Origin of the sequence: Rhizobium pisi (assembly GCF_003938655.1) — a bacterium.
GTDB lineage: Bacteria > Pseudomonadota > Alphaproteobacteria > Rhizobiales > Rhizobiaceae > Rhizobium > Rhizobium pisi.
Map to the genome: position 1 here is coordinate 19,486 of NZ_RJJT01000021.1, position 18,384 is coordinate 37,869.

The window sequence follows — 18,384 nt, forward strand, 5'->3', positions numbered from 1 at the left end:
GGCGAGCCTCCAATTTGTATTTCAGCCGTCGCAAACCTATGTTCTCCTCCAGCCTCAAACAGGGAGATGACGAGGAATGTTCGACGCAAAGAAGCTTCTCGACCAGTTCTTGGGTTCGCAGGTGCCGGGTCTCGGCGGCACGGTCCGCGACAGGGCGGGTGACGCCGTGCAGACGGCCAGGAACAATCCGCTGGCGACGGGCGCGATCGCGGCCGTGCTTCTCGGCACCAAGACCGGCCGCGGCATTGCCGGAAACGCGCTGGCGATCGGCGGCCTCGCCGCCATTGCCGGCCTCGGTTACCAGGCCTACAAAAATTACCAGGCAGGCCAGGCGCCCGCAGCTCCCTCGGATGCGCCATCGGCCAACAATCCGATCCTCCTGCCGCCACCTGCCGAATCCGGCTTCGGGCCGGAGTCGCCTGCCGGCAGCAATGAATTCGTGCTGGTGCTAATCCGCGCAATGATCGCCGCCGCCAAGGCCGACGGCCATATCGACGATGCCGAACGCGCCCTCATCATGGACAAGATCAAGGCGGCCGATGTCAGCGGTGAAGCGGCCACCTTCATCGAGCGTGAGCTCGCTTCGCCGACGGATATCGATGCGCTCGTCGCCGCCGCGACGACGGAAGAACAGCGTGTCGAGCTCTACACCGCTTCGCGGCTGACCATCGAGCCGGATTCGCGCGCCGAGCGCGGTTACCTCGATCTGCTTGCCGGCCGGCTCGGCCTTGCCGACCAGCTGGTCGATCATATCGAGGCGACGGTCTCCTCCGCCAAGGTTACCTTGTCACAGTAACAAGCAGGCCGGTTGCCTTTGCCGGGCGGCTGGCCTATCCACTCCTAGACAAGGGGAGTGAACATGCGCGATCTTGCAAATTTCAAGGGCTGCCCGGCGCCGAAGCCGGTCACGCTGAAGGGCCGTTTCGTCACCATAGAGCCCTATCGGCGCGCCGAACATCTCGAGGCGCTGTGGGACGGGCTCGGCGGCATGGGCATCAATCCGCTGCTTCTTTATTTCGCGCAGGACGATTTCTCCGGGATCGAGGATTTCGCCAACTGGCTGGAGACCGTCTACACCAAGTCCGGCTGGCTCACCCATATCTTCCGTGACAACGCCACCGGCAAAATTGTCGGCATGGCGAACTACATGCGCGCCGACCCGGTAAACGGTGTCGTCGAAATCGGCGGGGTGGCGCATGGCCCTGAGATGAAGCGGTCGCCGCTTTCGACCGAAGCGCATTATCTGATGGCCAAGCATGTTTTCGAAGAGCTCGGCTACCGCCGCTACGAGTGGAAATGCGACAACAAGAACGAGGCGAGCAAGACGACGGCCCTCCGTTATGGCTTCAGCTTCGAGGGCGTTTTCCGCCAGCACATGATCTCCAAGCGCCGCAACCGCGACACCGCCTGGTTTTCGATGATCGATGCTGAATGGCCGTTGATCAACGATGCCTTCGAAGCCTGGCTTTCGCCGGAGAATTTCAACGATGCCGGTGACCAGAAGCGTCGCCTGCAGGATATCCGTGCCGATCTGGAAAAGGAAAGGCTCGCGTGAACCAGGAGAGCCGCTCGCAGGCGATCGCCGCCGCCATTATTCTGCTCGGCGCCGGCCTCGTCCTCTATTTCCTGCCGACCATCGTTTTGTGGATCGGCAATTTTTCGCCGACGCTGGCGATCTTCGTCGGCGTCTGCCTGATCATGGCGTTTTTCGCCGTCTTCTGGCTGCGGGCGCGCTACCAAAGAAGCAGGGGCAAGTAGGCCTATCCCTGCAACGAAGCGCCGAGCAGCAGGGCGCCCATCAGGATGACGAGAAGGGCGCCGAGGATTTCGATGGCGTTGCCGACCCAGACCGAGGCAGTCGAGCCGCGCCCGGAGAGGCGGACGGCAGCGCCCTTGGCGGTGACGGCAAGGGTCGCAAGCACCGAAACGGTGATCGCCGTGCCGAGCGACATGGCGGCGACCGAAAGCACGCCGCCGAGATAGAGCCCGTTCAGCAGCGAGAAGGTCATAACAAGCAATGCGCCGGAGCAGGGGCGAAGGCCGACGGCTGCGATGGCCGACCAGGCTTCGCGGGCGCTGAAATTGTCGCCGCCGAGCAGAGCCGGATCCGGCACATGGGCATTGCCGCAGGTCTCGCAGGCCATGCCGGGAACGAAGGTGTGGCCGGCTTCCACCGCCTGCGCCTTGCCGTCGAAGGCATAGGCCTGGCGTTCGGCCGCATTGTCTTTCCAGTCGAGCATCATGGAGACCGGACCGGCTGATGTCGCCATCAGCCGGCGGCGCGGCAAATTGCCTACCATCGAGCGCAGTTTGCGAAACAACAGCCAGCCGCCGAAGAGAATGACCATGACGAAGCTGGCGATCTCCATCGCGTGGGTCGCCGCCGTCAGCGTGATGCCGGTGCCGCGCAGCACCAGCCAGGCGCCGCCGACGAGCGCCACCGCGACCACGCCCTGGACGAAGGCCGAGATGAAGGAGATCACCACGCCGCGCTTCAGCTCGATCTCGTTGGCGATCATGTAGGAGGAGATGACCGCCTTGCCGTGACCTGGGCCAGCGGCATGGAAGACGCCGTAGGCGAAGGAGAGGCCGATCAGCGACGCCAGCTGCCAGGGGTCCTGGCGCATCGCCTTCAAGGCGCCGGTCAGTGCCCGGTAAAAAGCCTGCTGCTCGTAGTTCACATAGAGCAAAAGCGGTGCGAGCGGCCCGCCGGTCGGCTGGAAGCTCGGCTCCGCCGTGCCGATGCCGAGCGGCGATTGCGCATGGGCGAGACTTGCCGCCGTCAGGAGCGCGAGGATCGCAGCCGAAAGGGTGAAGGGTAGGCGATTCGTCAGCATGTCACCTCCAGCCGGGTGGCGAAGAGCTTGGACATGTTGGTGCCTGTGGGATCGTTGAAGAAAGCGTCCGTCAACGACTGCTTGTTTTGCGAGATCACCTGGTCGGCATCCGGCCGCACCACCTGATGTTTGCAGGCCTTGAAACCGTCGCCAACCATTGAAAGTTCGTTGTCTGTCGGGAAATCGATCGAGGTATAAAGCGACGGGTCGTAGACGCCGAAGGTGAGCCTGCCCTTGAGGGGCATCTTTTCCGCCGGTTTCACCGCAAAAAACATCAGCAGCTGACCGTCCTTGTAGTCGACATGGATGATATCGGGCTTCTGGACGGTGATGTTTTTCCCGTTGATCGTCAGGTTCATGTAGTAATCATAGTCGGCAAGCGATTGCTTCACCGTTTTTCCGACCTCCGCGAGTTCGTTCGGCTCCAGCTTCAGATCGGTGTTCTTGTCGAAATCCATGACGACGGAGGAGGAGAAGACTTCGTCGAAGCGCCAGACGTTGCGCAGCTCCTCGACGCTGCCATCCTTGCCGGCGACGACTTCGAGGCGCGCTTCCACGAAGATGTGCGGATGGGCAAAGGCGGCGGCCGGCACCAGCGACAGAAGCGCGGCCATCAGTATTGTCGAATGTTTCATCTATCCCGCTGCCCTGTTCGGTGACCGTGACTTCTTGCCAGAAATTGGGACGGAATTGGGACCGGCTCCCGCCTTGGATTCGCTGGTGTTAGGCAGCGATGTCGCACCCTGCGCAAAGACCCGCGTCAAGGATGCTTCTTGAACCAGTTGTGCAGGTAGTCGACGAAGATCCTCACCTTGGCCGGAAGATAGCGCCGATGCGGATAGACTGCATAGATACCGCGGTCGGTCGGGATATAGTCGTTGAACAACGTCACAAGCTCGCCACTTTCGATCGGCTTGCGTGCGATGAAATCCGGGACGACGGCGATGCCGATGCCGGCAAGGGCTGCGCGTAATGTCGCATGCGGGCTGTTCACCTCTATCGGCCCGGAAACGGCGACGGAAAACGAGGTGTTGTCGGGATTGTGGAAGCGGATGCTCGCCTGGGTGCGGGCATTGGTGTCGACGATGAAGGGCACGTTGGAAATATCGCTGGGGTGCTCGATATTGGGATAGCGCTCGAGGAATTCAGGGGTCGCGCAGATATGGACGCGGAAATCGGAGATCTTGCGGGCGATCATGCCTGAGTCTTCGAGTTTGGTGACGCGGATCGCCACGTCGAAGCCCTCCTCGATCAGGTCGACGAATCGATCGTCGGCGGCGATCTCCAGCGAGAGGTCAGGGTTCTCCTTGGCGAAATCGATCAGCGACTGGCCGACATCGGCATCGACGAAGGTGCGCGGCACCGAAATGCGAAGGCGCCCCTTCAGCTGCGCGTTGTTCTCGCGCACGAGATCGGCAAGGTTGTCGATCTCCTTCAGAATATCGGAGGCGGTGCGGTAATAGGTGTGGCCGGCTTCGGTCATGGAGAACTGCCGGGTGGTGCGGTTGAGCAGCAGGGCGCCGAGCTCGTCCTCCAGCTCGCGCACATATTTGGAGAGCAGCGCCTTGGAGCGGCCGGTGCGGCGCGCCGCGGCGGAAAAGCCTTCTGCCTCGACGACATCGATGAAGGCGCGTATGCGGGTCAAGGTATCCATGGAAATCCTCAAAGGCCGTTTTAGAATATTGAACAAATCGGCACGTTTTGTTCAATTATTTTTTTGGCGGCGAGATCAAAAAAACGCTTGATTATGAAGGCGAATATTCTTATTTCCCACTCAGCCCAAAGTCGCACGTGCCCATGGGTGTCCGCCGAACCCTCGAATTGGTGAGGAAATCGGTAAGGTACCTGGAATTAACCCCTCCAGTCGCTATTCCGGCCAACCGGAAAATGCGAGGACGCCTGAAGCAACGACGGTGCGGGCCTTTTTGTTCTCTCCCTGCTTTCCATCAGCGGGGGTTACTGAAGAGGCACACCATCATTGCCGGAAGTGCGGTTGGGATTCTCCCTCCAATCCATGGCAGACAAAGCCGAACTTACACCGCGTCCGCGGCGTTGGTTCACTATCCGCGCATCGAGCGCTTGCTATGGTTCCGGGGTCTCCACCGGCTGGTTCCAATGCGAGTTCTCGTATGCCCTTTGTCCTCCGGTTGATACCGGAGCTCTGGAATTGGAAGAGGGAATCGATATGACCACCCAGCGCATCCGCGACTTTCTCGCAACCCGACGTCCCGACGGTCCCTGCCTCGTGGTTGACCTCGACGTCATCAGAGACAATTTCCACGCCTTCCGTCACGCCATGCCGGACAGCGCCATCTACTACGCCGTCAAGGCCAACCCGGCTCCCGAAGTGCTGAAGCTGCTCGCAGGCCTCGGCTCCAATTTCGATTGCGCATCCGTTGCCGAAATCGAAATGGCGCTCGAAGCCGGTGCGACCGCCGCCCGCATCTCCTTTGGCAACACGATCAAGAAGGAGCGTGATGTCGCTCGCGCTCATGCGCTCGGCGTCAGCCTCTTTGCGGTCGACAGCCACGAGGAAGTCGAGAAGATCTCGCGCGCCGCTCCCGGCGCCCGTGTCTTCTGCCGCGTCCTGACGGACGGCGAAGGCGCCGAATGGCCGCTGTCGCGCAAGTTTGGCTGCGTGCCGCAGATGGCCGTCGACGTTCTCGTCTACGCTCATCAGCTCGGCCTGCAGTCCTATGGCGTCTCGTTCCACGTCGGTTCGCAGATGACCAAGGTCGATGCCTGGGATTCCGCACTCGCCGATGCCAAGCGCGTCTTCGTATCGCTTGCCAAGCAGGGCATCCACCTGCAGATGGTCAACATGGGCGGCGGCTTCCCGACCAAGTACCTGCGCGACGTTCCGTCCGCGGAAGCTTACGGCAAGTCGATCTACCAGGCGCTGCGTACGCATTTCGGCAACCAGATCCCGCAGACGATCATCGAGCCGGGTCGCGGCATGGTCGGCAATGCCGGTGTCATCAAGGCTGAAGTCGTGCTGATCTCGAAGAAGTCGGACAATGACGATGCGCGCTGGGTATTCCTCGACATCGGCAAGTTCGGCGGCCTCGCCGAGACGATGGACGAAGCCATCCGCTACCCGATCCGCACGGATCGCGACGGCGACGAGATGGAGCCCTGCGTCATCGCCGGCCCGACCTGCGATTCGGCCGACGTGCTTTACGAGAAGAACCTCTATCCGCTGCCGATCTCTCTTTCGATCGGCGACGAGGTCCTGATCGAAGGCACTGGCGCCTACACGACGACCTATTCGGCGGTCGCCTTCAACGGTTTCGAGCCGCTGAAGGCCTACGTCATCTAAGGTCGTTTCCGCCGGCCCCGTAACCAGTCGGGGCGGCAACTTCACAATTTTCCTTCATCGCCGCTGATAACGGTATTGGGTACGGGAGGCCAAGATGGCCGCTGTTCTTGATTCTGTCCGCGCATTCTTTGCGCCTACCACTTTCATCATCGACGCCGAAAATCCCTCGGATGTCGTTGCCCGCGAGAACCTGCTCGACCGCGTCATGGGGCCGGATCGCCGCAAGAAGTCGTCGGAGAAGATTCGCCGCAACCGCGTTCCGGCCGAGGGTCTTGCACTCGTCGCGCGTGACCGCGACGGCCATGTCATCGGCTCGGTGCGGCTCTGGAACATCGAGGCCGGCGTCAACGATGAAGGCACGCCGATCAACGCGCTGCTGCTCGGTCCGCTCGCCGTCGCGCCTCATCACGGTGGCAAGGGCATCGGCTCGGCGCTGATGCGCGCAGCAATCCTCGAAGCGAAAAATCGTGGGCACGGCGCCGTCCTGCTCGTCGGCGATGCAGCCTATTACGAGCGTTTCGGCTTCTTTGCCGAAAAGGCTCGTCATCTTGTCATGCCGGGTCCGTTCGAACGCTCGCGCTTTCTTGCGCTGGAGCTCACGGAAGGCTGGCTTGACGGCGCGGCCGGCATGATCGTTCCCTCGGGACGCATGCTGGCGAGCGCGCCAGTTCGCCGCGCAGCCTGAGGCGAAAGCGCCGCGCGTCTCTTCAGGCGCGCGAAGGTTATGCGTAAGGCCGACAGGCCGGCCGGGGTTGGGAATCCTTCCCTTTGGCCGGCAACGTCCGCGCCGCTTGACCATGGAGGCAGGCGGGCCTGCCGTGGTTGCGGCGCGGATTGTTTATTGGGCAAGCGGCGCCCCATCCCAAAGTGGCTAAAGCATGTCGCACAAAAGTGTGCAGCGGTTTTGCGCTAAAGACATGCGAAAACAAAGACCTAAAGTGCGGCAAGCGAATCTGAAAGATCGCGACGCACTTTAGATATTCTGGTCCATCGTCTCGGCCGGGATTTCGTCGGCGCGGTGGATGCGCACGACGGCTGCAGGCACGCCGGCGACCGTGCAATGCGGAGGAACTGCCTTCAGCACGACGCTGCCGGCGGCGATTTTGCTGAAGGCGCCGATTTCGATGTTGCCGAGGATCTTGGCGCCCGCGCCGATCATCACGCCGTGGCGGATCTTCGGATGGCGGTCGCCGGTCTCCTTGCCGGTGCCGCCGAGCGTAACGTTCTGCAGGATCGACACTTCATCCTCGATCACCGCGGTTTCGCCAATGACGATGCCTGAGCCATGGTCGAGCATGATGGACGCGCCGATCCTTGCTGCCGGATGGATATCAGGCCCGAAGATCAGCGACGCGAGGTTGGCGAGCCAGCTGGCAATCTCCGGCCGGCCGGCGCCCCAGAGCGCGTGGGCGATGCGGTGCGTCTGCAGCGCATGAAAGCCCTTCAGATTGAGGAGGGCGTGCAGAAATGTCGTGCAGGCCGGATCGCGTTCGCGCACGGCCAGCAGATCGGCCTCGATCTTGCGCATAATATCGTCGTTCAGCGTGGACAGGATGAGATCGAACAGGTCGCCCGTGTCCACCTGTACTGCGCGGAGCCGCGAGGCCAGCACGCGGGCGATGATCTCATCGTTGCCGGCGGTGTCCATTACCTCCGCGGCAAGCCGCCGCTGCAATATCGGCTCACGCGCGGCAAGCTCGGCCGCCTCGGCGCGGATTGCCACCCAGACGGATACGTCGCCCAGGGGCTGCGGCGGTTGCTCGGCCGAACCGAGGCCAGTCGATTTCGGCATTTCCCGTTCCTCCGTCAGGCGCGGCGCAAGACGATTTCTGCGCGCAGTTCATGTTTCGCCCCGGCAAGGCGTTTGGCAAGCCCCGACAAGCTGTGCTTTTGGGGCGTGATCCGATGTTCTAAGTGCTGGATGGTTGCAGATTGAGTGTCAGCTCCGGAAGCCGGCGCCAATAATAGAGCACGTCAGGCTCCTTTTCCTCGTTGTCGAGGCCGTCGGTCTCTTCCTCGGCAGCAAAGCCATGCCGCTCGTAGAAAGCGCGTGCGCCGATATTGCGCTGGAACGTCCAGAGCCGGATCTCGTCCATTTCCTCCTTGGCGCAGCCGAGAAGGAGGGAGCCGATGCCCATGGCCTGGAAATCGGGGAGAACGTAAAGCTGTTCTATCCAGTCGTCGCCATAGGCGATGACGCCGACGAGACGGGTTCCGATGGCTGCGCCGAGGATCGTGCAGTTCGGCAGCAGATGCATCCGCCAATACTGCTCTTCTTCCTCGGGCGTATGCAGATCCGGCAGCCAGGGCAGCCGCTGCCAAAGCGCTTCACGCCTGATCTTCGCTGCGGCCTGCATGTGATCGGCGCCAAGCACTACGATTTCGTGTTCCGTCAAGGCGTCGTCCATACCAGGCAAGGTGGCTTCAAGCCGAGATATCGATGACGCCGCAGTCGCCCGCTTCGGAGGCGAAGGCGAGCAGCTTGCCGTTGCCGCTCCAGCTCATTGCCGTGATCGCGCCCTTGCCGGGGCGGCGCAGCAGCGCTTCCTTACTGTCGGAGATTCGCACGGCCAGAATCATGCCGTCGATGAAGCCGATGGCGAGTATGTCCTCCAGCGGATGGAACTTCACCGAAGTCGCCATGATATTGGCGCGGGTGCCGAGTTCAAGCGGCGCCTTGCCCATCGGCCCGTCCTTGCCCTGGAAAGGCCAGACGATGGCAGCCGGCGCGCCCGAAGAGGCGAGCCATTTGCCCTTGACCGACCAGGAGAGCGATTTCACCTTGGCGGGATAGCCGGTCATGCGCATGTGGCGGGCTTCAGCACCGGGTTTGATATCGAGCTTCCAGCCGTGCAGGGCGTTTTCCTGCATCGAGGTGACGAGGAAATTGCCATCAGGCGAGAAGGTGACGCCGGTATGCGCGCCCTTCCACTCGAGATCGATCGGTTTGGCGCTCATGCCGACCCAGTGCAGCGACACGCCGTTGTAGCGCGCGGCGGCAATGCGCAGGCCCTTAGGCGCGAAGGCAAGACCTTCCACGGTGCGCTCCTCGGGAAATTCCTTGGTCGTGCCGTCGGCAAGGCGCACGAACGCACTCTTGCCGTAGGAATAGGCAATGGCGCCCTGGGGGCCAGCCGCGACCTGCGAGATCCACTTGCGCGGGGCAGTGGCGAGCTCGCTGACGCTGCCGTCTGAGGCAATGCGCAGTACCTTGCCGTCCTCGCCGCCTGAAATCAGGCTTTCGCTATAGGGATCGCGGATCGCGGTGAGCATGCCCTGGTGGGCTTCTGAAACCCTCACGCCGCCGTCCAGCCGGTGAAACGTGCCGGCCGCGCTAGCGAAGAAGGGAACATCACCTAAAAATTCGACGGCCAGAACGTGGCCGTCGAGATCAAGCGGTGCAACTGTTGGCATCAGGCTACTGCCTCGCAAGCCTTGAAGGAGGCCTCGAGTTTTTCGCGGTCGAGATTGCGGCCGATGAAGACGAGACGGCTTTCATGCTTCTCGCCGTCCTTCCATGGCCGCTGGTGATCGCCCTCGATGATCATGTGCACGCCCTGGACGACATAACGCTCGGGATCATCCTTGAAGGCGATGATGCCCTTGAGGCGGAGGATGTTCGGACCCTGCGTCTGGGTGACCTTCTGGATCCAGGGGAAGAAGCGTTCGGCGTTCATCTCGCCGCCGCGCAGCGATACCGACTGCACAGTCACATCGTGGATCGCCGACATTGCGCCGTGGTGATGATGGTCATGGCCGTGGTGGTCGTGATCATGGTCATGATGGTGATGATCGTGATCGCAATCCGGGCCGCAGACATGATCGTCATGGCCATGCTCCAGGAAATGCGGATCGTTCTCGAGCGCACGTTCCAGGTTGAAAGCGCCCTGATCGAGCACTCGGGCGAGGTCGACGCCGGAACGGCTGGTCTTGTAGACGCGGGCGGCCGGGTTGATGGCGCGGACGATGTCTTCGATGACATCAAGTTCTTCCGGAGTCACGAGGTCGCTCTTGTTGATGACGACGACGTCGGCGAAGGCGATCTGGTCCTCGGCCTCGCGGCTGTCCTTCAGGCGCAGCGGCAGGTGCTTAGCGTCCACCAGAGCGACGACGGCGTCGAGCTCGGTCTTGGCGCGCACGTCGTCATCCATGAAGAATGTCTGGGCGACCGGCACCGGATCGGCAAGGCCTGTTGTTTCGACGATGATGCCGTCGAAACGGCCGGGACGGCGCATCAGGCCTTCGACAACGCGGATCAGGTCGCCGCGCACGGTGCAACAGACGCAGCCGTTGTTCATCTCGTAGATTTCCTCATCGGACTCGACGATCAGGTCGTTGTCGATGCCGATTTCGCCGAACTCATTGACGATGACCGCATATTTCTTGCCGTGATTTTCGGAGAGGATGCGGTTGAGCAGCGTCGTCTTGCCGGCGCCGAGATAACCGGTGAGCACGGTGACGGGAATGGGCTTCTGAGTGGAAATCGCGTCGGTCATGAGAACCTCTAGGATGAAGCATGCGGCCGAGGGGCTTGGGATCGGCCGCTTGAACAGTTGGTCTCATATAATGGCTTGGGCACGGCAGTTCAAAGGGTTTTATAATGTTATAAGATCACATCGCCCACCCGGTGCGGATGGTCGATCGTCACCGAAGCCGCGTGACGTCGAAGGCATCGACATCCTCCAGCAGTTCCACCAGCCCCTTCACCGCGTGTGCGATGAGCGCCTCACCCTTTTCAGCCGTCGCAGCTGCGGCATTGCCTGCCACGCCTTGCATGTTGAGATCCGACATCTTCCAGCCGAAAGCATGCGGTCCGTAGGCACGCAGGTGCTTGAAGCGGCCAGCGAAGTCCGCCTGCCGCGAGGGGAAATTCGCCGTCTTCGCCATATCAACCTTGTCGGGATGAAGCACCAGCATCACCGAGGTCTCGATATCTCCGCCATGGATGCCGATCGCCTTTTCCTCCGGCGGGATCACGCCTTCGGGAACGCCGAAGCGCGTCCAGCTCGTCGCCACCGCCAGCATGGCGAAGCGGACCCGCGCCTCGGTCGCGACGATGGTCATTACAGGCGAATTGCCGCCATGAGCATTCAGCATCACGAATTTACGAATTCCCTGCTTCGCCAGCCCTTCGGCGATCCCGAGCCAGCGGTTTACCGCTTCGTCGAAGGCAAGCGTCTTCGTTCCTTCAACATCCATATGCTCTATGGAATAGCCGACCGATTCGGCGGGCAGGAAGGTGACCGGCAGGCCGGCGGGCAGGGCCATCTTCAATCGTCCGACGATGCCTTCGGCAATCAGGGTATCGGTTTCGAAGGGCAGGTGAGGGCCGTGTTGCTCATGAGCGCCGAGCGGCAGAACGACGATCGGGCGGCGTCCATCAGGAGCAAAAGCCGGATCGCTGTCTTCGAAGCGGGGCGAAGGCGTCATCATCCGGTGGTTGCCTCTTGTTTATGACGAGATCCTGGGCAATGTCATATCGCAATGGCGCCGGGGCTTAAAGATCAAAGGGATGGCTATGGGAAAGAAGCACAAGGACGGCAAAAAGAGCAAGTCCAAGAAGAAGGACCAGACCGAGTATACGCTCATCGATCTTTCTCCGGCACTCACCCAGGCGGCTCGTTCCATGCGCACCGTGCTCTCGCGCAACCTGCTCGAAAGCGGGCTCTATGCCGGCCAGGACGGCGTCATTCTCTCGCTGGCCGAAAGCGACGGCATGACGGCTGGCGGCCTTGCCCAGAAGCTTGGCGTCAAGGCGCCGACGATGACGCGGACCATTGGCCGCATGGAGGCGCAGGGCTTCCTCGAGCGCAAGCCCGATGCGGAGGATGCGCGCCTCACCAAGGTCTATCTCACCGAACTCGGCCGCGGCAGCGTGCAGGCAATCGAGATGGCGGCTTCAGCCTGCGACCGGCTGGCGACGCTGGAATTCTCCGAAAAGGAAATCCGCAATCTCGTTCGCCTGCTGAAAGCGATCGACGCCAATCTGCAGGCCGAAGCGCTTCATGTCGAAGAACCGGACGAAGACTGAAATTTCCGTTGAAAGACGAATTGCTTACGGCGGTTAAATCTTTTAATTAAACATTTTAAGGGCCGTGTCGGTTCGCCGGCAGGGTCTTGCTGTCTCGCATGCTGCCTGGAGGAGGACGCGTGGTTCAGAAGATCAAGCTTTCGACGATTGCCGAAACGCTCGGCATTTCAACGGCGACCGTGTCGCTTGCCTTACGCGACAGTCCGCTCGTCGCCGGCAACACAAGGGAGAAGATCAAGGAACAGGCCCGCGCGCTCGGCTATATCTACAATCGCCGCGCCGCCAGTCTGCGTACCTCGCGCTCCGGCATCATCGGCGTCGTCGTGCACGACATCATGAACCCTTTCTACGGAGAGATCCTGAAGGCGATCGAAAGCGAACTCGATCGCAGCCGCCATACCTTCATCCTTTCCAACCACTACGACAATGTCGAAAAGCAGCGCACCTTCATCGAGACGCTGCTGCAACTCGGCGGTGACGGCGTCATCATGTCGCCGGCGATCGGCACGCCACCTGAGGACGTGCAGCTGGCGGAAGAAAACGGCATGCCGGCGATCCTTGTCGCCCGTTCGATGGAAGGGCAGGACCTGCCGACCTATCGCGGCGACGACAGCTACGGCATCTCGCTCGCCACCAACCATCTGATCGGCCTCGGCCACCGCTCGATCGCCATGATCGGCGGCACGGACCAGACATCCACCGGCCGCGACCGCTACCAGGGCTATGTCAACGCGCTACGCAAGGCCGGCATCGAGGTCGATCCGAACCTGCGCATCCCCGGCCCGCGCTCGAAGCAGGGCGGTTTCGAAGCGGCAGTCCATTTCCTCTCGCTGCCGCAGAAGCCGACGGCGGCTGTCTGCTGGAACGATCTCGTCGCCATCGGTCTGATGAACGGCATTGCGCGCGCTGGCCTGGTGCCGGGACGCGACATTTCCGTCACCGGTTATGACGATCTCGAGGAGGCTTCGATCGCAACTCCGGCGCTGACGACCGTGTGGAACGGCCAGACTGAGGTGGGGCGGCTCGCCGCCCGTGCGCTGCTCGATCGCCTTGCCGGCAGCCACGAGCCTGACGGCATGCATCTCATCAAGCCGGAAATGCGCATCCGTCAGTCCACCAGTCCTCATCGGCCCCGCGCTTGAATCAAGACCCCATCCAAGAGGAAAAGCCATGTCCCGCATCGCCATTCTCGTTCCTGGGAAGATACACGACCGTGTTCTCGAAAGGCTGAAGGATCGTTTTGAGATTATCGCCGTCGCGCGCGAGGAAAGGCTGCTTGCACTGGACGGCGAAACCGCCGGCCGCATCCGTGGCGTCGCCGTCTCGGGCGCCTTTCCCGGCGCCTGGATGGATCAGCTGCCGCATGTGGAAGTGATCGCCAGTTTCGGCGTCGGCTATGACGGCATGGATGTGAAGCGTGCCGCCGAAAAGGGCATCGTCGTCACCAATACGCCCGATGTTCTGAACGACGAGGTCGCCGACACGGCGATGGGTCTGCTCCTGAACACGATCCGCGAGTTGCCGCGGGCCGAAGCTTGGCTGCGCGCCGGCAACTGGAAACCGGGCACCGCCTATCCGCTGTCGCGTTTCTCGCTGAAGGGACGCCATGTCGGGCTCTACGGTCTTGGCCGCATCGGGCTCGAAATCGCCAAGCGGCTGGAGCCGTTCAAGGTGAAGATCAGTTATCACACGCGTTCGCGCCATGCTGACGCGCCCTACGATTATCATCTGACGCTGAAGGGGCTGGCGGAAGCGGTGGATACGCTGATTGCCATCGTTCCGAAGACGCCGCAGACACACAAGACGATCGATGCCAATATTCTCGCCGCTCTCGGTCCCGGCGGCATTCTCGTCAATGTCGGCCGCGGCTGGACGGTGGACGAGGAAGCCTTGAGTGCTGCCCTTGCTTCCGGCGCGCTCGGAGCGGCTGGCCTCGACGTCTTCTACGACGAGCCGACCGTTCCTGCCGGCTTGCTGACACCTGAGAATGCCGTGCTGCTGCCGCATGTCGCTTCGGCATCCGTGCCGACGCGCAATGCCATGGCCGATCTCGTCGCCGACAATCTGATTGCCTGGTTCGAAAAGGGGGCGGCGCTGACGCCGGTGCCGGAGACGCCGCAAAAGGTCTAGGCGCGCATAGAAGTTGATTCATCGGACGCAGTTCCGATCTTCGATGCCGATGGCGGCTCTGTCAATCGACTGTAATTCCTGCGCGATATGTTGCCGGGCGCGATACCTTCGGTTACATTCCTGTCGATTTTTACAACCGGATTCGCAACCCCTCCGTGCGGGAGAGGCCGTATCCATGGGGGTAGCCAAAAGGGGGTTGCGGCGGCAGCGCTGCGCATCATCGACGGGACCAATCTCGACGACCATTATTTCGACGATGTGGTGCGCTTCGGCGCCCGCCTGCAGACGGAGCACGGCAAGCTTGCCGAAAGAGAACTCGTCCTTGCCGACAGTGAGGCGTTGGCGAAGGGGAGACGTCTCGGCGCCGAGTTGCTCCAGCGCCTTGGCGATCTGGACCCCGACCGCGTGTTTGCCGTTCGCGGTGGCGTCCTCAAGGCGATCAAGGCGCTGGCGGCGCCGCGCGATGCCGACGATCTCTTTTTTCGGCTTTATCCCGAGGTACAGGCCTCGGCGAAAGAACTCGATGCGCTTGCGCCCGACATCGTCGCGATCGCCAAGCGGCTTCGCGCGGTCGGCAAAGCCTATGCGGCGCTCGACCGCGATCTTTGTGCTCATATCCTGGCGGGGCGTTTCCTGGTCGATTATGTCGGCGGCGTTCAGCTTCCCGATCGCGAGCGGCAGGCGCATTACGCTTCGCAAGCCGAAGCAATCGAGATGAGGGTCGCCAGCCTCTCGGCCACGAAGGCGACGATCGACATGAGCATGCGTACCGTTGCCGGAATTGCACGGCACGTCAACGCGCTAGGACACGCCGCGGACGGCCTGCTGCATGAGGAACTGCCGGCCTGGCATGCCGCCTATTCGGCGGCGCTGACAGCGGCCCGGACCGCGCAACCGCCAGCGCAGACAAGCGCCAGATCACTGCTGCGCGACATTCACACACGCATTCTTGCAAAACTCAGACCGGAGGGATGACTATGACGACATTCAAGCTGCACAAGCCCGAGGAAGAAGTTCGCCGCGTCGGCTTCGTCCTTCAGAAACAGGGCATTCACGAGCGCATTCCCGCACAGGTCGGGCTCAACATCGATGTCTCCGGCTCGATGACGGGTCTTTTTCAATCCGGCGCGGTCCAGGCGGCGCTTGAGCGGATTCTTCCCGTCGCTCTTTATTTCGATGATGACGGGCGTATCGACACCTGGGTGTTTTCCAATCAGGAGAGGATGGCATCGATCACACCGGCGACAGCGAAAAACTATGAAGGTTATGTCGCGCGCGAGATCATCACCAATCCCGAGCTTCAAAGCGTGCTCTGGGGCGGCACCGATTACGGCCCGGTGATCCGGTCGAACCTGATGACTTACGGCTTGATGGTGGAAGATACTGCTGGCGGCTTGCTCGGCATGATCTTTGGCATGCGGCGTGATCGATTCGGCGAGGAGACACGTTCCGGTGTTCCCGCGATCAACTATTTCCTCACAGATGGCGAGAATGCTGACCGGGATGCGGCCTGGGCACTGCTGGAGAAGGCTGAACACGCCGAATCCCAAATCTACTACGTTATGGTCGGCATCGGCGATGAACGTTTCGACTTCCTGCGCGAAGCGGCCGAACAATTTCCGAATGTCGGCTTCGTCAGCGTCAAGGATCTTGGCGAATTCGTCGGTAGCGACGACGCCTACCAGAAACTGCTGCCAAGTGAACTCTGCGCCTGGCTCAAGCACGAGCATGACGACGAGGACGACGATCACCACTGATCGGGAAAGTCTCTGGAAGACTTGCTGTTGCACAACGGCCGGGCGAACCTGATGGCTCGCCCGGCCGTTGTGGTCAGGCGATTGCCTGTGCGGGGGCGGCTGGCAGCTTGCCGGTGGCATGGTTGCGCACCGCGTCGCCAAAGGCGTCAAACAGTTTGTTCGATGGCTTGTCGGTTTCCGCCCAATATTCCGGATGCCATTGCACGCCGACGGCAAAGGCCTTGGCGTCGATGACGGAGACCGCCTCCACCGTGCCGTCTTCGGCGATGGCTTCCACCTGCAGGCGCGGCGCGGTCCTGGCGATCGCTTGGCGATGCAGGGAATTCACCAGGACTTCGCCCGGGCCGAGAATGCCTGCGATGCAGGAACCTTCCTTGACGTGGACGGTCTGGCGGATGGCGTACATGCCGTCACGGTCGACGCCTTCCGGCCGGCGGTGGTCCCAGATGCCGGGCTGCTCCTGGATCTCGGTTGCGAGTGAACCGCCGAGAGCGACGTTCAGCTCCTGAATGCCGCGGCAGATGGCGAGCAGCGGGATGGCGCGGTCGATGGCGCGGCGGATGAGCGGCAGGCTGGTGGCGTCGCGGGCGGGATCGAAGGGACCGTCCCGTTCAGTCGCCTCGGCACCGTAGAGCGAGGGATGGACGTTGCTGGCCGAGCCGGAAACCAAGAGGCCGTCGACGCGATCAAGGATCGCGTCGGTATCGTAGCCTTGCTCGAATGCGGGGATGATGAAGGCCATGACGCCGGCCGCATTCAGCGCGGCGCTGAGATATTGATGCTGCACGGCGTGCCAGGTCGCGCCGTCGAAACTGCGGATATCGGCAGGAATGGCAACGATCGGTTTCGTCATGTTTGCCCCGGTAAAATCTTTCTGCCTGTCGTTTTGCCGCCAGAATGGACGCCAAGTCAACGGTTGGCTATGTCCGATGACCAAATTGCGGCGGAGGCGGCGCTATGGCCACCCGGTTTGCTGCTAAGCTGCTGATTTTGATAGGCGCGCTCGTATTGTCTTATTGTCGTCTTGATGCCAAAGGCTAATAGACTGAAGCTTGAATCGCGGCGTTGGCCATGCTTAGCTCTGCCCTCGCTGCGGGTAGGGGTGAAGATTGGCCGCGCAGTGCCATCTATACGGGAGGTTTTTGATGGATCGTCGTTCGTTTTTCAAGAAGGCGGGGACCGCCGGGGCCGGAGCGGTTGCCGCAACGGCATTGGCAGCGCCTGCGATCGCGCAGGAGAATCCGAAGATCGCATGGCGCATGACGTCGTCGTTCCCGAAGAGCCTGGACACGATCTATGGCGGCGCTGAGGATATCGCCAAGCATGTCGCTGCCGCGACGGACGGCAATTTCACGATCCAGCCATTCGCGGCCGGTGAAATCGTGCCCGGCCTGCAGGCCGTCGATGCGGTAGCCGCCGGCACGGTCGAGGCAGCACACACCACCTCCTATTATTTCGTCGGCAAGGACCCCACCTATGCCATCGGAACGGCCATTCCGTTCGGGCTGAACAGCCGCCTGACCAATGCCTGGTTTTTCGAGGGCAACGGCAACAAGCTGATGAATGAATTCTATGCCACACAGGGCATGTATGCGCTGCCGGCTGGCAATACCGGTGCGCAGATGGGCGGTTGGTTCCGTAAGGAAATCAATACGCTCGATGATCTCAAGGGCGTCAAGATGCGCATCGCCGGCCTTGCCGGGCGCGTCATGGAGAAGGTTGGCGTCATCCCGCAGCAGATCGCCGGCGGCGATATCTATCCGGCGCTCGAAAAGGGCACGATCGATGCGGCCGAATTCGTCGGTCCCTATGACGATCTGAAGCTCGGCTTCCACAAGGTGGCGAAGTACTACTATTATCCGGGCTGGTGGGAAGGTGGCCCGACAGTGCATGCCTTCTTCAATCTCGAAAAGTGGAGCAGCCTGCCGAAGCACTATCAGGCAGCGCTCACCGACGCCTGCGCCTTCGCCAACACCAACATGCTGGCGAAATACGATATGAAGAACCCGACGGCGCTGAAGCAGCTCGTCGCGGAAGGCGCGACGCTGCGGCCGTTCAGCCAGGAGATCATGGAAGCCTGCTTCCAGGCGGCGACCGGCATCTACAGCGAAATCTCCGGCACGAACCAGTATTTCAAGAAGATCTACGACGACCAGACTGCCTTCAAGCGGGATGCCTATCTCTGGATGCAGCTGTCGGAATACACCTTCGATACGTTCATGATGATCCAGCAGCGAGCCGGGAAGCTTTAAGCTTTTCGCCGGCGGCGTTCGCCGGGGCTTCGTGTCCGCTGATAACAAATCCCCCGGA

The 18,384-nt window shown here is 61.6% G+C and carries 20 protein-coding genes; 11 read left to right on the forward strand and 9 right to left on the reverse strand.

Going from position 1 to position 18,384, the window contains the following annotated elements; translation table 11 throughout:
* The first annotated feature begins 76 nt into the window (after positions 1-76).
* From EFD55_RS25135 to EFD55_RS25145, 3 genes are all read left to right on the forward strand, one after another.
* Complete coding sequence (locus EFD55_RS25135; RefSeq protein ID WP_125848540.1) at positions 77-796, forward strand: tellurite resistance TerB family protein; 720 nt, start codon at positions 77-79, stop codon at positions 794-796.
* Between the two features lie 63 nt (positions 797-859).
* Positions 860-1,555, forward strand: coding sequence for a GNAT family N-acetyltransferase (locus EFD55_RS25140; protein WP_125848542.1), 696 nt, complete (start codon positions 860-862; stop codon positions 1,553-1,555).
* Positions 1,552-1,758 (forward strand): hypothetical protein, encoded by a 207-nt coding sequence (locus EFD55_RS25145; protein WP_125848544.1) that lies wholly within the window; start codon positions 1,552-1,554, stop codon positions 1,756-1,758. Before EFD55_RS25140 ends, EFD55_RS25145 begins: the two co-directional genes overlap by 4 nt.
* A 2-nt stretch (positions 1,759-1,760) precedes the next feature.
* On the opposite strand, the gene EFD55_RS25150 is transcribed toward EFD55_RS25145, so the two are convergent.
* The 3 genes from EFD55_RS25150 to EFD55_RS25160 form a co-directional block, all read right to left on the reverse strand.
* Entirely contained in the window at positions 1,761-2,837 is a 1,077-nt protein-coding gene (locus tag EFD55_RS25150) for a nickel/cobalt transporter (RefSeq protein ID WP_125848546.1), read from the reverse strand.
* Complete coding sequence (locus EFD55_RS25155) at positions 2,831-3,472, reverse strand: DUF1007 family protein (protein ID WP_125848548.1); 642 nt, start codon at positions 3,470-3,472, stop codon at positions 2,831-2,833. The genes EFD55_RS25150 and EFD55_RS25155 overlap by 7 nt, the downstream gene beginning before the upstream one ends.
* 125 nt (positions 3,473-3,597) lie before the next feature.
* Positions 3,598-4,491 carry a LysR family transcriptional regulator gene (locus tag EFD55_RS25160; RefSeq protein ID WP_125848550.1) on the reverse strand — a complete coding sequence of 298 codons (894 nt, stop codon included), beginning with the start codon at positions 4,489-4,491 and terminating at the stop codon, positions 3,598-3,600.
* Positions 4,492-5,022: 531 nt separating this feature from the next.
* On the opposite strand from EFD55_RS25160, the gene odc2 reads away from it, so the two are divergent.
* Both odc2 and EFD55_RS25170 read left to right on the forward strand, forming a co-directional pair.
* A complete protein-coding gene (gene odc2 / locus EFD55_RS25165; RefSeq protein WP_125848551.1) occupies positions 5,023-6,156 on the forward strand; it encodes an ornithine/lysine decarboxylase in 1,134 nt (377 codons plus the stop codon).
* 94 nt (positions 6,157-6,250) lie between these two features.
* Positions 6,251-6,841 carry a GNAT family N-acetyltransferase gene (locus tag EFD55_RS25170; RefSeq protein ID WP_125848553.1) on the forward strand — a complete coding sequence of 197 codons (591 nt, stop codon included), beginning with the start codon at positions 6,251-6,253 and terminating at the stop codon, positions 6,839-6,841.
* A gap of 288 nt (positions 6,842-7,129) precedes the next feature.
* Here EFD55_RS25170 and cysE read toward each other — a convergent pair whose 3' ends face one another.
* The 5 genes from cysE to EFD55_RS25200 all read right to left on the reverse strand — a co-directional run bounded on the left by cysE (position 7,130) and on the right by EFD55_RS25200 (position 11,589).
* Positions 7,130-7,948 (reverse strand): serine O-acetyltransferase, encoded by an 819-nt coding sequence (gene cysE / locus EFD55_RS25180; RefSeq protein ID WP_125848557.1) that lies wholly within the window; start codon positions 7,946-7,948, stop codon positions 7,130-7,132.
* Positions 7,949-8,066: 118 nt separating this feature from the next.
* Positions 8,067-8,564, reverse strand: coding sequence for a GNAT family N-acetyltransferase (locus EFD55_RS25185; protein ID WP_125848681.1), 498 nt, complete (start codon positions 8,562-8,564; stop codon positions 8,067-8,069).
* A gap of 16 nt (positions 8,565-8,580) precedes the next feature.
* The gene (locus EFD55_RS25190) at positions 8,581-9,570 is read right to left on the reverse strand and encodes a WD40 repeat domain-containing protein (protein ID WP_125848559.1); all 990 of its coding nucleotides are present in this window, start codon (positions 9,568-9,570) and stop codon (positions 8,581-8,583) included.
* Positions 9,570-10,652, reverse strand: coding sequence for a CobW family GTP-binding protein (locus EFD55_RS25195; protein ID WP_125848561.1), 1,083 nt, complete (start codon positions 10,650-10,652; stop codon positions 9,570-9,572). Before EFD55_RS25195 ends, EFD55_RS25190 begins: the two co-directional genes overlap by 1 nt.
* Before the next feature lie 148 nt (positions 10,653-10,800).
* Complete coding sequence (locus EFD55_RS25200) at positions 10,801-11,589, reverse strand: creatininase family protein (protein ID WP_125848563.1); 789 nt, start codon at positions 11,587-11,589, stop codon at positions 10,801-10,803.
* 85 nt (positions 11,590-11,674) lie between these two features.
* On the opposite strand from EFD55_RS25200, the gene EFD55_RS25205 reads away from it, so the two are divergent.
* The 5 genes from EFD55_RS25205 (at position 11,675) to EFD55_RS25225 (ending at position 16,074) form a co-directional block, all read left to right on the forward strand.
* Entirely contained in the window at positions 11,675-12,187 is a 513-nt protein-coding gene (locus EFD55_RS25205) for a MarR family winged helix-turn-helix transcriptional regulator (RefSeq protein WP_125848683.1), read from the forward strand.
* 119 nt (positions 12,188-12,306) lie between these two features.
* Complete coding sequence (locus tag EFD55_RS25210; protein WP_003590238.1) at positions 12,307-13,329, forward strand: LacI family DNA-binding transcriptional regulator; 1,023 nt, start codon at positions 12,307-12,309, stop codon at positions 13,327-13,329.
* Positions 13,330-13,357: 28 nt separating this feature from the next.
* Positions 13,358-14,317 carry a 2-hydroxyacid dehydrogenase gene (locus EFD55_RS25215; RefSeq protein WP_125848565.1) on the forward strand — a complete coding sequence of 320 codons (960 nt, stop codon included), beginning with the start codon at positions 13,358-13,360 and terminating at the stop codon, positions 14,315-14,317.
* 261 nt (positions 14,318-14,578) lie between these two features.
* Entirely contained in the window at positions 14,579-15,292 is a 714-nt protein-coding gene (locus EFD55_RS25220; RefSeq protein ID WP_245438544.1) for a hypothetical protein, read from the forward strand.
* A gap of 2 nt (positions 15,293-15,294) precedes the next feature.
* Positions 15,295-16,074: a VWA domain-containing protein gene (locus EFD55_RS25225; protein ID WP_125848566.1), complete on the forward strand. Its 780-nt coding sequence runs from the start codon at positions 15,295-15,297 to the stop codon at positions 16,072-16,074.
* Between the two features lie 73 nt (positions 16,075-16,147).
* On the opposite strand, the gene EFD55_RS25230 is transcribed toward EFD55_RS25225, so the two are convergent.
* Positions 16,148-16,927, reverse strand: a complete 780-nt coding sequence (locus EFD55_RS25230) for a gamma-glutamyl-gamma-aminobutyrate hydrolase family protein (RefSeq protein ID WP_125848568.1) — start codon at positions 16,925-16,927, stop codon at positions 16,148-16,150.
* 292 nt (positions 16,928-17,219) lie between these two features.
* On the opposite strand from EFD55_RS25230, the gene EFD55_RS25235 reads away from it, so the two are divergent.
* Positions 17,220-18,326, forward strand: coding sequence for a TRAP transporter substrate-binding protein (locus EFD55_RS25235; RefSeq protein ID WP_125848570.1), 1,107 nt, complete (start codon positions 17,220-17,222; stop codon positions 18,324-18,326).
* Positions 18,327-18,384 lie beyond the last annotated feature (58 nt).